Consider the following 13,162-nt stretch of genomic DNA (forward strand, 5'->3'; position numbering starts at 1 on the left):
TGGGCTTCGGTGTGGCAGGCGATGGCGCCCCACGGCGGCGCCAGGCAGGCCAGCGCCAGCGCGTTGGCAGCGGTGCCGGTGGCCACCGGCAGCACCAGGCACTCGCGCCCGAACAGGCCGGTGAACAGCGCATCGAGCCGGCGCGACCAATCGTCCCCGTCATAGCCGGCGGCGCTGGCCGGAGCCGCCGCGGTGATGGCGGCCAGCACCTCCGGACAGGGGGCGGCGGCATTGTCGGACAGGAAATGGGCGGTCATGCCGCCTGCGATAGTGGGCCGTCCGGCCCACCGCAAGCAGCTGCGACCGGCGGGCCGCTCAGAAGGCGAAGCTGAGCGTTGCCCGGCCGGCGTGATCGCTGTTGTTCTGCCCGACGAGGCCCGAATAGCCGACGTTGATGCGCGCCCGGTCAGACAGGTTGAAGCCGATGTCGGCCTGCAGCAGCGCGGCGTTGCGGTCTAGCGCCACCGACCGGATCTGGCCATTCTGGCCCACCGCCGGGATGCCGATGATGGTGCGGGCGTCGCGGGCGCCGGTGGTGCGCTGCCACGAGGCGCTGCCGCTGATCGACACCTTGCCCTCGGTCATGCCGGTGCCGACACGCAGGCCGAGGTTGGTGATCTGGAGGTCAAGCGTCTGCTTGGCCGCCGACAGCGCTGCCACGCCGTTGCGTTCGGTCATCGCCTGCTGCGCGTTCTGCACATAGGTGTAGCGTGCAAAGGGCTCGATCCGGGCATCGGCGCTGCCGGCCACGTCGAAGGCCAGTTCGCCGAAGCCCTGCAGCGTGGTGCCGATGGTGCGGCCCTGCAGCGACTGGACGAGGCCCGGCAGGGTGACGGCGCGGGCGCCGGTGGAGCGGGTGCCGGCGACGCTGACGCCGGCATTGGCCACCAGGCCGCTGCCCTGGTTGCGCCAGCCGGCATAGAAGGTGCCGCCGGTGGTTTCGACGTTCGAACTGCCACCCAGAACCGTGAAATCGATATCGGTGCTGGTGTAGTGGAACATGGCGCCCACGGTGAGGCCATCGCGCGACCAGTCCATGCCGGTCAGCAGCCCGCGCTGTTCGGTGGTGAAGGCGGTGGCGGCGCCGCTGGTGTCGGCCGTGCCCCACGCACCGGCCCCGCGCAGCCAGAAGGTGACGGCGCCGATATCCTCGTCCCCGGTGGTGACCAGCTGGCCGGCCATCGAGGCAAGGCCGCTGTTGAGGCGATCAAGCGCGGTCTCGCGATAGACGCGGGCGCTGTCCATCATCACGCGGCGTTCGGTGGCGCGCTGTTCGCCGGAAATCTCCAGCAGCGCACGCGGCAGGGCGGTACCGGCATTGTAGAGCGCGGCAAAGGCCTGCGGGTTGTAGCCCAGCAGCACGGCACGATCGATGGCGCGCGCCGCTTCCAGCGCGTTGCCGGTGGCGCCGCCGAACAGGATGGCGGTAGGCTCCAGCAGGCCGGGCCGCAGCCGCAGGTTCACGGTGGTGGCGGTATATTCCAGTTCCGGAATGAAGGCCGGGCCGAACAGCGACAGGCCGTTCACCGTGCCGAACGTGCCGGTGCGGGTGGCGCCACTGGCCAGCGTGTAGACGGTGTTGACGAGTGGCGGGGCGGTGACCGAGCCGACCGCAAAGGTGCCGCCCACCACCAGATCGCCGGTGGCGGTGACGCGATCGCTGGTCGCGCCCGCGAAATTCACCGTGTAGGTGCCGAGCAGTGAGGCCGGACCGTTGGCGGTGAGGGTCGCGATGTTGCTGGTGCCGGGCGCGCCGGGGTTGATGGCGCCGCCGGCCGCGACGGTGAGCGCAGCCACCGAGCCGGTGCCGGTGATGCCCGCACCGCTGTTGACGTTGACCGCCGACACCAGCGAGCCCGTGACGTTGAGCGTGCCGGCCGTGACAGTGGTTGGGCCGGCATAGGTGCTGGCGCCAGCAAGGGTGAGGATACCGCTGCCGGTCTTGGTCAAACTGCTGTTGCCGCTTATGACCCCCGCCAGCGTGAGCACAGCCGGGGCCGCGCCGCTGTCGATCGTGAAGGCCGGACCGGCGAGCGCGATGGCGTTGGCAAGCGTTACGGCGCTGCCACCGTTGTTCAGCCGTGTGCCGTCGGCCGCTGTCAGCGCGCCGGTGCCCAGCGCGCTGTTGCTGCCCACGGTGATGGCGCCGGCATCGAGCGCGGTGCCGCCAGCGTAGGTGTTGGCGCCGTTCAACACCAGCGTGCCGCTGCCCACCTTCGCGATGCTGCCGCTGCCGGACACGATGCCCGACAGGGCGAGCGTGTTGGCGCCGGTGTCGACGGTGCCGATGCCCGCCGTGCTGATCGCGTTGGCAAGGCCAAGGCCGTCTGCTCCGGCGGTGAGCCGGGTGCCGCCCGCCATGGCCAGCGCGCCGCTGCCCAGCGCCGTGCTGGTGCCCACGGTGATACCGCCGGCCGCAAGCGTGGTGCCGCCGGCGTAGCTGTTGGCGCCGTTCAGCACCAGCGTGCCGGTGCCGACCTTGGCGATGCTGCCGGCGCCCGACACGATGCCCGCCAGCGTCAGGGTGCTGGTGCCGGTGTTGATGGTGCCCACACCGGCCGTGCTGACGGCATTGAGGACGAGAAGGTTCGGCGCGCCAGCCACCAGCGTCGTGCCACCGGCCATTGCCAGCGCACCAGTGCCCAGCGCGCTGCTGTTGCCGATCAGAATCGTACCAGTGTTGAGTGCAGTGCCCCCGGCATAGCTGTTGGCGTTGCTCAGCACGAGCGTACCGGCGCCGACCTTGGCGATCGAGCCCGGACCGGAGATGAGGCCATCGAGGGTGAGCGACAGGGGGCCGCTGTCGATGGTACCGACGCCGGCCGTACTGATGGCATTGTTGAGGATCAGATCGGATGCGATGGCGCGCAACGTGGTGCCGCCGGCCATGGCCAGCGCGCCCGTGCCCAGTGAACTGTCGCGGCGTATCTCGATGGTGCCCGCCTGCAGGGCGGTTCCACCGGTGTAGCTGTTGCCGTTCAGCACCAGCGTGCCGCTGCCCTGCTTCGACAGCGTGCCACCACCCGACACCACGCCATCCAGCGCGAACCGGTTGCCGCCGGAATCGATGGTCGAGATGCCGGTAATGCCGATGGCATTTGCCAGCACAAGGTCGGCCGCGCCGGCCGCCAGCGTGGTGCCGCCCGCCATCGCCAGCGCGCCGCTGCTCAGCGCGTTGTCGTTGGCCACCCGGATGGTGCCGGCGGACAGCGCGGTGCCGCCCGTGTAGCTATTGGCACCGTTCAATGCCAGGATGCCACCGCCGGTCTTGGTGAGGCCGTCAACGCCGGCAATCTCGCTTTCGATCACCGCGGTGATCGCCGCCGCAACGCTGATCGTGGCATCACCTGCAAGGTTGAGGGAGTCGCCGGTCAGCGTGTAGCCGCCAGTGGTGAAGTTGACCGTACCGGCCGTGCGGTCGCCATCCAGCGTGACCGTGCCGCCGCTGACCCCGCCGAAATTGGCCACGGTGGCGATATCATCGACGTAGGCAAGGTTGAAGGTGCCGGGATCGTTGGTCCAGTTGGTGCTGCTGTCGTTCCAGGTGCCAGAGCCGCCGTTGACGACGCCATTGGCGGCCGGGCCGGCGCCATCCCAGTTGAAGTTGCCCGCATAGCTGACATCGAGCAGCACCACGCCGGCCGTGCCGGTATCGATGGCATAGGAGACACCGGTCGGCGCGGTGGTGAGGGCACCGCCCAACGCCAGACCATTGTCGGTGAGGGCGCCGCCATAGGTAAACAGCGTGTAGCTGCCGGTACCGGTGTTCCACCCGGCAAGCGGATTGACGTTCAGCGTGCCGTCCAGCACGAGATTGCCGTTGGAGACGACCAGATCGTTGGGGCCGGCCGGCGCGCCCAGATCGAACAGCGAGGTGGAGGTAGAACCGAGGGTCAGGCTGCCGACGGTGAGCGTGCCGACCTGGCCGGGCGCTGCACCCGGCGACAAGGTGCCTGACGTCGACACGAGGCCGGTGACCGTGCCGGTGCCGCCGATCGTGGAGGCGCTGGCACCGCCGACGCCGCCCTGCACGCCGCCATTGACGATCAGCGTGCCGCCAAACACCGCCAGCGCGTTGGGCTGGGCGTTGATCGCATTGTTGAGCACCAGCGTGCCGGAGCCGAACTTGTCCGCCCCGCCGCCCGACAGCGAGCCGTTGAGGATCACCGTGTTGGCGCCGGTGTCGATATTGTAGCCGACACCGGTGGCATTGATGGTGTTGGCCACGGTCATGCTGGCGTCGAAGCGCAGGGTCTGCGCGCCGCCGTTGATGAACACGGCATCCGGGCCGAGCGCCGCAGCACTGGTCACCGCCAGCGTGCCGCCGTTGATGGTGAAGCCACCCGTCACCGTGTTGGCCCCGCCCAGCACAAGGATGCCGGGACCGGTCTTGCTCAAGCCGCCGGTGCCGGCGAGTGCGGCGTTGATCGTGGCGGTGTTGCCGGCGGTCACGCTGATCATGCCGCCGGTGGCGCTGAGCGTCTGTGCAGCGGCCGGGTTGATGACATAGCCGTTGGCCTGGAAGTTCAACTCGCGATAGCTGGTGCTGTCGGCCAGCGTGATGGTGCCGCCGGTGTTGGTGAAGAAGGCATTCTCGCCGGGCTGGAAGTCCTCCACCCCGACGCCGGTCTGGTTGGTCCAGTTGGTGCCGGCCGCGCTCCAGATGCCGCTGCCGCCGTTGACCACGCCGTTGCCGGCCGGGCCGGCGCCATCCCAGTAGAAATCGGTCAGCGACACCTCGAGGCGGACACCGCGGCCAACCGACGTGATGCCATAGAGATAGCCCGCCGGCACCGTGCCCAGCGTCAGGCTGCCCGACAAGGCGCCGGCATGGGCGAACAGCACATAGCTGCCGGTGCCGAAGCCGGAGAGGGCATTGACGTTCAGCGTGCCGCCCAGCGCCAGCGGTCCGTTGACCACCACGCGATCGCCGGTGCCCGGGGCCGCGAGATCGAAGTTGCTGATCGCGCCGGCATTGAGGGTGAGCTGGTTGAGCGTGAGCGTGCCGATGGCGCCGGCGCCAGCCAACGCGTCGCCCGGCGCCAGGATCGCACCGCTGGCCAACTGCGTGACGCCGCTGGTCTGCCAGCCGGTGCCGGCCAGGGTGGCGCCCCCGGCGATGGAGATGTCGCCAGCCAGAGCACCAGTGAGATTGAGCGTGCCTTCGTCGACGACAGCGCCGCCGGACATATGGTTGCCGACCGCCGGGTCGGTTTCCGGATTGGCCAGCGTCAGGATGCCGGCACCGGTTTTGACCAATTGCAGCAGATCGATGCCATCGCGGTCGTGCACCCGCCCGGTGATCGCGACATCGAAGCCGGCGGTGTCGAGCACGCCGCTGACAAGGCCGGAGCCGGTCAGCGCGCTGAGCGCGCCGGCAATGGTCACATCATCAGTGACAGTCAGCCGGCCGCCCGGCGCAAAGCTCACGGTCGCGCCGCTGCCCACCGCCGTGCTGTTGCCGATGGCGAGGATGCCCTGGCTCCCCACCTGGATCCGGCCGGTGTGGCCGCTGTTGTTGCCGGTCAGCAGAAGCGTGCCGCCGCCGCTGCTGGTTTCGATGAGGACGGCGTTGCTGCCGCTGATGTTGCCGGCAAGACCGAAGACCGAACCGGGCGCGCCGGTTTCCACCCGCAACGGCTGATCGGCCAGGATGATGTTGTTGGCGATGGTCAGGCTGGCGGTGGGATCAGCCAGCGCCAGCCGCGTGCTGCCAGCCGTGATCGCTCCGGTGCCCAGAGCGGTGGCAGAGCCGATCTCAAGCCGGCCGTTGCCGTCGAGAACGGTGCCACCACTGTAACTGTTGGCGCCAGTCAGCCGCTGCGTGCCAACGCTGTTGGTGATCAGGCTGCCACTGCCGCTGATGACGCCATTGAGATCGAGTTCGCGCCCGTTGCCGACCACCAGCGTCAGCGCGTTGTTCAGAACGATATTGTTGTCGAGCACGCGCGCGCCGGCCGACACCCCCAGCTCGCTGACGCCGGTGACGGTGATGACCCCACTGCCCAGCGCATTGTCCGAGCCAATGGACAGGCGGCCCTGCTGCAGCGTGACCGGCCCGGTCATGGTGGTGGCCGCCAGAGCCGGATCGTCGTTGCTGATGACCAGCAGGCCAGTGCCCGACTTGACGAGACCCAGATTGCCCTGGAGCGCACCACTATAGGTGTCGTTGGTGTTCTGAACCACGGTCAGCACGGCGGCGCCGCCGGTGCTGGTGATGATCGCCCGCGAACCGCCGCTCAGCCCGCCAACCGTGTTGGAAAAGCCGTTGAGATCAACAATCGCCGGGGTGCCCACCGGCCCGTTCACCGCCAAAAGGGAGTTGGGGGACAGCGCTGTGGCAGACCCGGCCACCAGCGTGCCGGCGGTCACCGAGGTGGCACCGCTGTGGGTGTTGACGCCGCTCAGGGTGAGCGTGCCCGTGCCCTGCTTGCGCAGGCCCAGCACGCCGCCCGAATCCGTCAGATTCCCGGCAAAGGTCTGATTTACCGAGATATCGGCGCGCAGCGCGCCGTTGGTGATCTCTGCCGGCAGGATGCCCAGGCCTGGCGGCACGAAGTTCAGGAAATTCGTGGTGGTTTGCGTCGCACCACCCAGATCGGCGATCTGCGCGCCGGCTGGAGCCAGCGCCGTGCCGGCCAGCATCGCGGCCAGGAGCGAACAGAGCCTTGCCCCACGAGGGATCGAACGCAGGCTGGCCTGCTGACCCGGCAAAGCAAACATATAACAACCCCCAGTATGGACCCCGCTGTTATCCATAATGGATGTATACAAAATTGCAAGTGCAAGCCACTTCAAGACATGGGGATAAAGGCTTCAACTTGATGCTGAATCGCCCTGCGCTCAGAGCGAAGACGCCGGCTCAGTCGCGCTTGAAGGGGTTCTTGCCGCCGCGGAAGCTCAGCCGGATCGGCAGGCCGCGAAAGTCCAGATCCTCGGCCAGGCTGTTGGCCAGATAACGTTGCCAGCTGGCTGGCAAGGCATCGGTGCGGTTGCCGAACACCACGAAGCTGGGCGGCCGCGTGGCCACCTGCGTGACATAGCGCAGCTTGATCCGCGAGCCCTTGGGGGCCGGCGGCGGATTGCGCTCCAGCGCCGCCTCGAACCAGCGGTTGAGCGCGGCGGTGCCGACCCGGCGCGACCAGCGTGCCCGTGTTTCGAAGGCCACCTCGATCAGCGCATCGAGGCCCTTGCCGGTGGCGCCCGAGCAGGTGAGCAGCGGCACGTTTCTCACCTGGCTCAGCCCATCGTCGAGCGCTTTCCGGACGCCCTGGAACAACCGGCTCTGATCGTGGGCCGCATCCCATTTGTTCAATGCGATGATCAGCGCCCGGCCCTCCGACAGGACCTGATCGGCGATGCGCAGGTCCTGCGCTTCCAGCCCCAGCGTCGAATCAAGTAGCAGCACCACCACCTCGGCAAAATCGATGGCCAGCTTGCTGTCGGCGGCAGCCAGCTTCTCCACCTTCTCCACCACCTTGGCGCGCTTCCTGAGGCCGGCGGTGTCGACGAGGCGGACCGGCCTTCCCTGCCATTCCCATTCGATGGCAATCGCATCGCGGGTGATGCCCGCTTCCGGCCCGGTCACCAGCCGCTGTTCGCCCAGCAGCCGGTTGATCAGGGTGGACTTGCCGGCATTGGGCCGCCCCACGATGGCCAGCTTCAGCGGCCCTTCCGGAGCGGGCACGGCCTCTTCGTCCGGGCCGCTGTCCGGTCCCGTCTCCGGCACAATGTCGGCGTCTTCGGCGGCGGCGGTTTCCGGCTCCAGATGCGGCTTCAGCGCCTGGTAGAGATCGGCAAGGCCCAGGCCATGTTCGGCCGACAGCCCAACCGGCTCGCCCAGGCCCAGTTCGTGGCCCTCGTTCAGCCCGGTCTCCGCCTGCAGCCCTTCGGCCTTGTTGGCGACCAGCACCAGCGGCACGCCGCGCCGCCTGAGCCAGGTGGCGAAGTGGCGATCGAGCGGGGTCACCCCGGCGCGGGCATCATAGACCAGCAGCGCCACGGTGGCGGCTGTTGCCGCCGCCTCGGTCTGGGCGCGCATGCGGCCCGACAGGCTTTCGTCGTTGCCGTCTTCGAAGCCGGCGGTGTCGACGGCCACGAAATCGAGATCGAACAGCCGGGCGGCACCTTCGCGACGGTCGCGGGTGACACCGGGCTGATCATCGACCAGCGCCAGGCGCCGGCCGACCAGCCGATTGAAGAGCGTGGACTTGCCCACGTTGGGGCGGCCCAGGATGGCCACGCGCGGCGCATCGGCGGGCAGATCGAGAATGTTCGCGGTCATTGCCGCAGCGCCTTACCAGTGGAGGGCCCGCAATGATAGGCAGTGGGGACTGTTCAGCGCCAGGCGGTCAGCGAACCATCGTCGGTGAGCAGATAAAGCGTGCCGCCTGCCACCACCGGCGGCAGATAGGCCGCGGCCTTCAGTTCGATGGTGGACAGCTTCTTGCCTTCATAGGGGTCGATCGCCACCAGCTCCTTGTTGGAACCGGCAACCCACAGGCGTTCGCCGGCCAGCACCGGCCCGGTCCACTGGATCGGCCCCTTCTTCTTCTTGGGCTTGCGATACTGATCCAGCCGGCTGACCCAGCGCAGCTGGCCCTCGGCGCGGGTGATGCACAGTACCTCGCCTTCGATGGTCACCAGGTAGAGAAATTCGCCGGCGGCCCAGGGCGTTGAAAGGCTGGCGAAATTGCGTTCCCACACGCGCTGGCCGGTGGCCAGTTCCAGCGCGATCATGCGGCCGCCATGGCCCACCGCGAACACCCGCCCGCGATCCACCACCGGCGAGGCATCGATGTCGGCCAGCGCTGCCATGGCCGTCGAGCGCCCGGTGCGGGCCAGCTGGTCCTGCCAAACGGTGCGACCGTTCTCGGCCCTGAGCGCATTCAGTTCGCCCGAACAATAGCCCGCGATCACCGTATCCTGTGTCACTGCTGCGGCGCCGGCCCCCATGATGCAGGCGACTTCCACGGTGCCCGCCACGGTCCAGCGCAGTTCGCCGGTCGCGGCATCGAGCGCGTGCAGCTGATTGTCCTGCGAAAGCACGAACAGCCGGTCACCCGACACCGCCGGCGCGCCGCGCAGCGGTTGCACCAGCGCACGTTCCCACAACAGCTTGCCGGTCTGCGCGTCCAGTGCTGCCGCCAGTCCCTGACCGGTGGCGACATAGACGCGGCCATCGCCATAGGAAACGCCGCCGCCGAAGGCCGCGCGGCCGCCGCGCTTTGGAAGCTTGACCGTGGCCGTCCACAGTTCGCGGCCAGTGCTGGCATCGAAGGCGCGCACTTCGGCGGCGGTGTCGATGGTGAAGATCTTGCCGCCACCCACCACCGGGGCCGCGTTCAGGCGGGCGGTCTTGCTGCTGCCCTTGCCGATGCTCACCCGCCAGGCCTGGCGGGGGTTGGCTGCCAGTTCAAGCTGGCCGCCCTGCTTGGCCGCCGAGCCGCCGGGCTGTGCCCAGTCTGCATTGCGCTCCGGCGCCGGCAGCACGATGGCGACATTGCTCAGTTCCGGCTCGGCCTCGGCGCGGGTTTCAAAGCTCAGGATCGGGATACGCTCGCCCACCGTGGGGGTGCGGTTGCGGCTGCCCTTCTTGAAGATGCCGCAACCAGCGAGCGCCACGCTGGCCGCCAGCACCAGCAGCAGCGCACGGCCGCTCCGCCCGGTTCCGATACGCGTCATGGTCCCGCCCTTCATTGCGCACCTGCCTGCGTGCCCGGTTGCTGGCCCAGCCCCAGCGTTGCCGGATCGACACCCACCGCCACCGCCAGTTGCGCCGCCCGCGCGCGCAGCGAGGGGCTGAGAGTCTCATCCTTCACCAGCGCGATCAGGATCGGCCTGGCCGCTTCGGGCTTGCCGGCCTTGATATGGGCCACGGCCACCAGTTCACCCGCCACGCCGAACCAGCCATTGCCCGGAACTGCCAGCGGCTTCAGCCGCGCCACAACCTCTGCCGGCGGCAGCTGGTCGAACCCGATGCGCACCGCCTTCACCAGCGCGGCATCGCGGATCGGCTGCGGCAGCGCCGCATCGCGCGCCACCGCTTCATAGAGCCCGCGCGCCTTGGCCTTGTCGCCACCGGCCAGCGCGTCGTTGGCCAGCACCATGCGGGCCAGGCCGGCATAGACCGGCGCGCCATCGCGGGTCATCGCTTCCAGCGCCGGGCGGGCGCGAGCGCCCTCGCCCACCTCCAGCTGCTCGATGGCGCGGGCCAGTGCGGCACCGGCTTCGCCGGCGGCCGCCGCCTTGCGATCCTGCCAATAGAGGAAACCGGCAAGGCCGGCGAGCGCCAGCACCAGCGCCGCAATCATCCAACGGCCAAAGCGCTGCCACAGCCCGGCCAGCTGCGAGCGACGATACTCCTCGTCCACCTCGCGCAGGAAGGTATCATCAGGCTTGGCAGGGGTGTTGGCCAATTGGGTCATGCTCCAGTTGGGCAGTTGCCACCGCCCGGATTGCCGCCGGGTGAATGCCCCAGCCAGCGCGCCGCGTAAAGCCCGGCCGCGCGTTTGGTTCAGCGATAGAGCTGGGCGTCGGTGGGAAAGGCGCGGGCCCGCACCCGCGCGGCATATTCGGTCGCAGCGGCCGTGATGTGCCCGGCCAGATCATCGAAGCGCTCGACAAAGCGCGGCACCCGCTCGAACATGCCCAGCATGTCGTCCACCACCAGCACCTGGCCATCGCACGCCGGCGAAGCGCCGATGCCGATCGTGGGGCAGGCCACGGCCTCGGTGATCGCCACCGCCAGCGGCTCCACCACGCCTTCCACCACCAGCGCGAAGCAGCCGGCCTCGGCCACGGCCTTGGCATCGGCAAGGATCTTGGCGGCCTCCGCCTCGCTGCGGCCACGCGCGCCATAGCCGCCCAGCGCGTTGACCGCCTGCGGGGTGAGGCCGACATGCGCCATCACCGGGATGCCGCGTTCGCTGAGGAACTTCACCGTTGGCGCCATCACGGCGCCGCCTTCCAGCTTGACGGCCGCCGCGCCGGTTTCGCGCAGCACGCGCGCCGCAGTGCGGAAGGCAGCCTCCGGGCTGTCCTCATAGGTGCCGAATGGCAAGTCGATCACCACCACGCTGCGATAGCTGCCGCGCACCACGGCCGCACCGTGCGCGATCATCATGTCCAGCGTCACCTTCACCGTGGTGTCGAGGCCATAGATGACCTGGCCGAGGCTGTCGCCGACCAGCAGCAAATCGCAGTGCGGATCGAGCAGCTGCGCCATGCGCGCGGTGTAGGCGGTGAGCATCACGATCGGCTCGCCACCCTTGCGCTTCTGGATGGCCGGCACCGTCAGCCGCCGCACCGGCTCCGGCACCGGGTGCGCGCGGCTTGTCGAGGTGTCCAGCGTGAAGGTGGTGCTCATGGACCAGGGTCTTTACGCCCCATGGCTCGCTTTCTCAACGGGCGGCAAATCGTACTTGATTCAGGACTCACTATGTTTTATAGCCTCAGTTACAGTGTATATACTGCCGAAAGGAAATCGCCATGTCGAAATATGAACCCCTTGCCCGCCACCTTGCCCGTCTCCAGCTTCAGAGCTGGCGAGCAAGTTTCGATGAAATCGAACGAGTTCTGAATTTCAGCCTGCCCGAAAGTGCTCGCAAGTACAACGCTTGGTGGGCAAATCAATCCGGACCTGGCCACTCCCAGACCGCCGGCTGGATTGATGCAGGTTGGAAAACGTCGGACCTTGACCTGGCCGCCGAGAAAGTCACTTTTTCGCGTGACGCCGGCGTTAGTGACTCACCCCCCATTCCGCCGAAACAAACAATTCCGTCGGCTGCCGTGCCACCATCGGGCGGCATGTCGATCGCTCAAGCGAAGGACGCACTATCCATATACTATGATACCGATGTCGCCAACATCGAGATAATCATCCGCGGCTAACCAGAGAGGTCATTGCAGCGCGGCCGACTGATCGTCTGCCGCGCTACAATCTCACAGATTCACCCGAACAGCTTGGCCGCCACCTTCGCCACCTGCTCGCCCTGGTGGCGGGCGCCGGCGAGATCGGTCTCGGATGGCTGGCGGCTGCCGTCGCCGCCGGCAATGGTGGTGGCGCCATAGGGGGCGCCGCCGACAACTTCGTCGATGCGGGTCTGGCCGGCGTGGCTGTAGGGCAGACCGACGATCACCATGCCGAAGTGCATCAGGTTGGTGATGAGCGAGAACAGGGTGGTCTCGTTGCCGCCGTGCTGGCTGGCGCTGCTGGTGAAGGCAGCGCCCACCTTGCCATTCAACGCCCCGCGCGCCCACAGGCCGCCGGCCGCATCGAAGAAGGCCGCGATCTGGCCCGGCAGCCGGCCGAAGCGGGTCGGCCCGCCAACGATGATCGCATCATAGTTCGGCAGGTCATCGATGCTGGCCACCGGGGCGGCCTGATCGGTCTTGAAATGGGCGGCGGCGGCAATGGCATCGGGCACGGTTTCCGGCACGCGCTTGATGTCCACCTGCGCGCCGGCGCTGCGCGCCCCTTCGGCAATCGCTTCAGCCATCGCCTCGATATGACCGTAGGTCGAATAATAGAGCACCAGAACCTTGGGCATTGTCGTCACTCCTCTCGCCGAACCACTCGGCACGAGGGGGGAGATACTGCCTCGCCTTCTTGCGGAAAATCTGGATAATATCGAAATCATTGTTCAGGATTTTCGATATGCAGGTCGGCACTCCGACGCTTGATCAACTGGCCGTGCTGGTGGCCATTGCCGATCACGGCAGCCTGGCCGCCGCCGGCCGCGCACTGGGCCGCGCCACCTCGGTGATCGCCTATCAGCTGGACGGGTTGGAGGCGCAGCTGGGCCTGGCCCTGTTCAGCCGCACGACCACGCGGCGGCCCAGCCTGACCGATGCCGGCCGGCTGGTGCTGGCCCATGCCCGCGAGACGCTGCGCAATGTCAGCGCGCTGAAGGCCGGGGTGGCAGCCCTGAGCGAGGGGCAGGAGGCGGAGCTGTCACTGTCCGTCACCGTGATGTTCCCGATCGATACGCTGGTGGCGGCGCTGACCGCCCTGCAGGCGCGCTTTCCCGCGCTGGCGCTGCGCCTGCATGTCGAGGCGCTGGGCGCCGTGCAGGCGCGATTGTTCGACGGCTCGGCCACGCTGGCCATCGGCGGCGCGCTCGACGGCGTCAACGAACGGCTGGTGCGCCGCAGCCTGGCC

9 protein-coding genes are annotated in these 13,162 nt (G+C 68.3%); 2 read left to right on the forward strand and 7 right to left on the reverse strand.

Translation table 11 applies throughout. From position 1 onward, the window contains the following. From GJV64_RS05190 to panB, 6 genes are all read right to left on the reverse strand, one after another. Positions 1-257 (reverse strand): beta-eliminating lyase-related protein (locus tag GJV64_RS05190; RefSeq protein ID WP_235927608.1); only part of this gene is annotated, 257 nt, incomplete at its 3' end. A gap of 58 nt (positions 258-315) precedes the next feature. Beyond that, complete coding sequence (locus tag GJV64_RS05195; RefSeq protein WP_164156216.1) at positions 316-6,645, reverse strand: autotransporter-associated beta strand repeat-containing protein; 6,330 nt, start codon at positions 6,643-6,645, stop codon at positions 316-318. 217 nt (positions 6,646-6,862) lie between these two features. Further along, positions 6,863-8,284, reverse strand: coding sequence for a ribosome biogenesis GTPase Der (gene der / locus GJV64_RS05200; protein ID WP_164156217.1), 1,422 nt, complete (start codon positions 8,282-8,284; stop codon positions 6,863-6,865). 53 nt (positions 8,285-8,337) lie between these two features. Continuing rightward, a complete protein-coding gene (locus GJV64_RS05205; RefSeq protein WP_235927609.1) occupies positions 8,338-9,684 on the reverse strand; it encodes an outer membrane protein assembly factor BamB family protein in 1,347 nt (448 codons plus the stop codon). Between the two features lie 11 nt (positions 9,685-9,695). Further along, positions 9,696-10,418, reverse strand: a complete 723-nt coding sequence (locus GJV64_RS05210; RefSeq protein ID WP_164156219.1) for a tetratricopeptide repeat protein — start codon at positions 10,416-10,418, stop codon at positions 9,696-9,698. A gap of 98 nt (positions 10,419-10,516) precedes the next feature. Then, positions 10,517-11,368 carry a 3-methyl-2-oxobutanoate hydroxymethyltransferase gene (gene panB / locus GJV64_RS05215; RefSeq protein ID WP_164156220.1) on the reverse strand — a complete coding sequence of 284 codons (852 nt, stop codon included), beginning with the start codon at positions 11,366-11,368 and terminating at the stop codon, positions 10,517-10,519. A 122-nt stretch (positions 11,369-11,490) separates the two neighbouring features. On the opposite strand from panB, the gene GJV64_RS05220 reads away from it, so the two are divergent. Next, positions 11,491-11,892, forward strand: coding sequence for a DUF7662 domain-containing protein (locus GJV64_RS05220; RefSeq protein WP_164156221.1), 402 nt, complete (start codon positions 11,491-11,493; stop codon positions 11,890-11,892). 59 nt (positions 11,893-11,951) lie between these two features. Here GJV64_RS05220 and wrbA read toward each other — a convergent pair whose 3' ends face one another. Further along, entirely contained in the window at positions 11,952-12,551 is a 600-nt protein-coding gene (gene wrbA, locus GJV64_RS05225) for an NAD(P)H:quinone oxidoreductase (protein ID WP_164156222.1), read from the reverse strand. A gap of 107 nt (positions 12,552-12,658) precedes the next feature. Between wrbA and GJV64_RS05230 the strand changes: the two genes are divergently transcribed. After that, on the forward strand, positions 12,659-13,162 hold a 504-nt coding region (locus GJV64_RS05230; RefSeq protein ID WP_164156223.1), incomplete at its 3' end, for a LysR family transcriptional regulator.

This window comes from Sandarakinorhabdus rubra (assembly GCF_010994245.1).
Classification (GTDB): Bacteria; Pseudomonadota; Alphaproteobacteria; order Sphingomonadales; family Sphingomonadaceae; genus Sandarakinorhabdus; species Sandarakinorhabdus rubra.

What these genes read in the sequence shown, in the direction of transcription:
- GJV64_RS05195 (WP_164156216.1), bottom strand. Translation starts at nt 6,645, where the DNA reads ATGCTGGCCGGCACGGCGCTGGCTCCAGCCGGCGCGCAGATCGCCGAT.
- der (WP_164156217.1), bottom strand. Translation starts at nt 8,284, where the DNA reads ATGACCGCGAACATTCTCGATCTGCCCGCCGATGCGCCGCGCGTGGCC.
- GJV64_RS05205 (WP_235927609.1), bottom strand. Translation starts at nt 9,684, where the DNA reads ATGACGCGTATCGGAACCGGGCGGAGCGGCCGTGCGCTGCTGCTGGTG.
- panB (WP_164156220.1), bottom strand. Translation starts at nt 11,368, where the DNA reads ATGAGCACCACCTTCACGCTGGACACCTCGACAAGCCGCGCGCACCCG.
- GJV64_RS05220 (WP_164156221.1), top strand. Translation starts at nt 11,491, where the DNA reads ATGTCGAAATATGAACCCCTTGCCCGCCACCTTGCCCGTCTCCAGCTT.
- wrbA (WP_164156222.1), bottom strand. Translation starts at nt 12,551, where the DNA reads ATGCCCAAGGTTCTGGTGCTCTATTATTCGACCTACGGTCATATCGAG.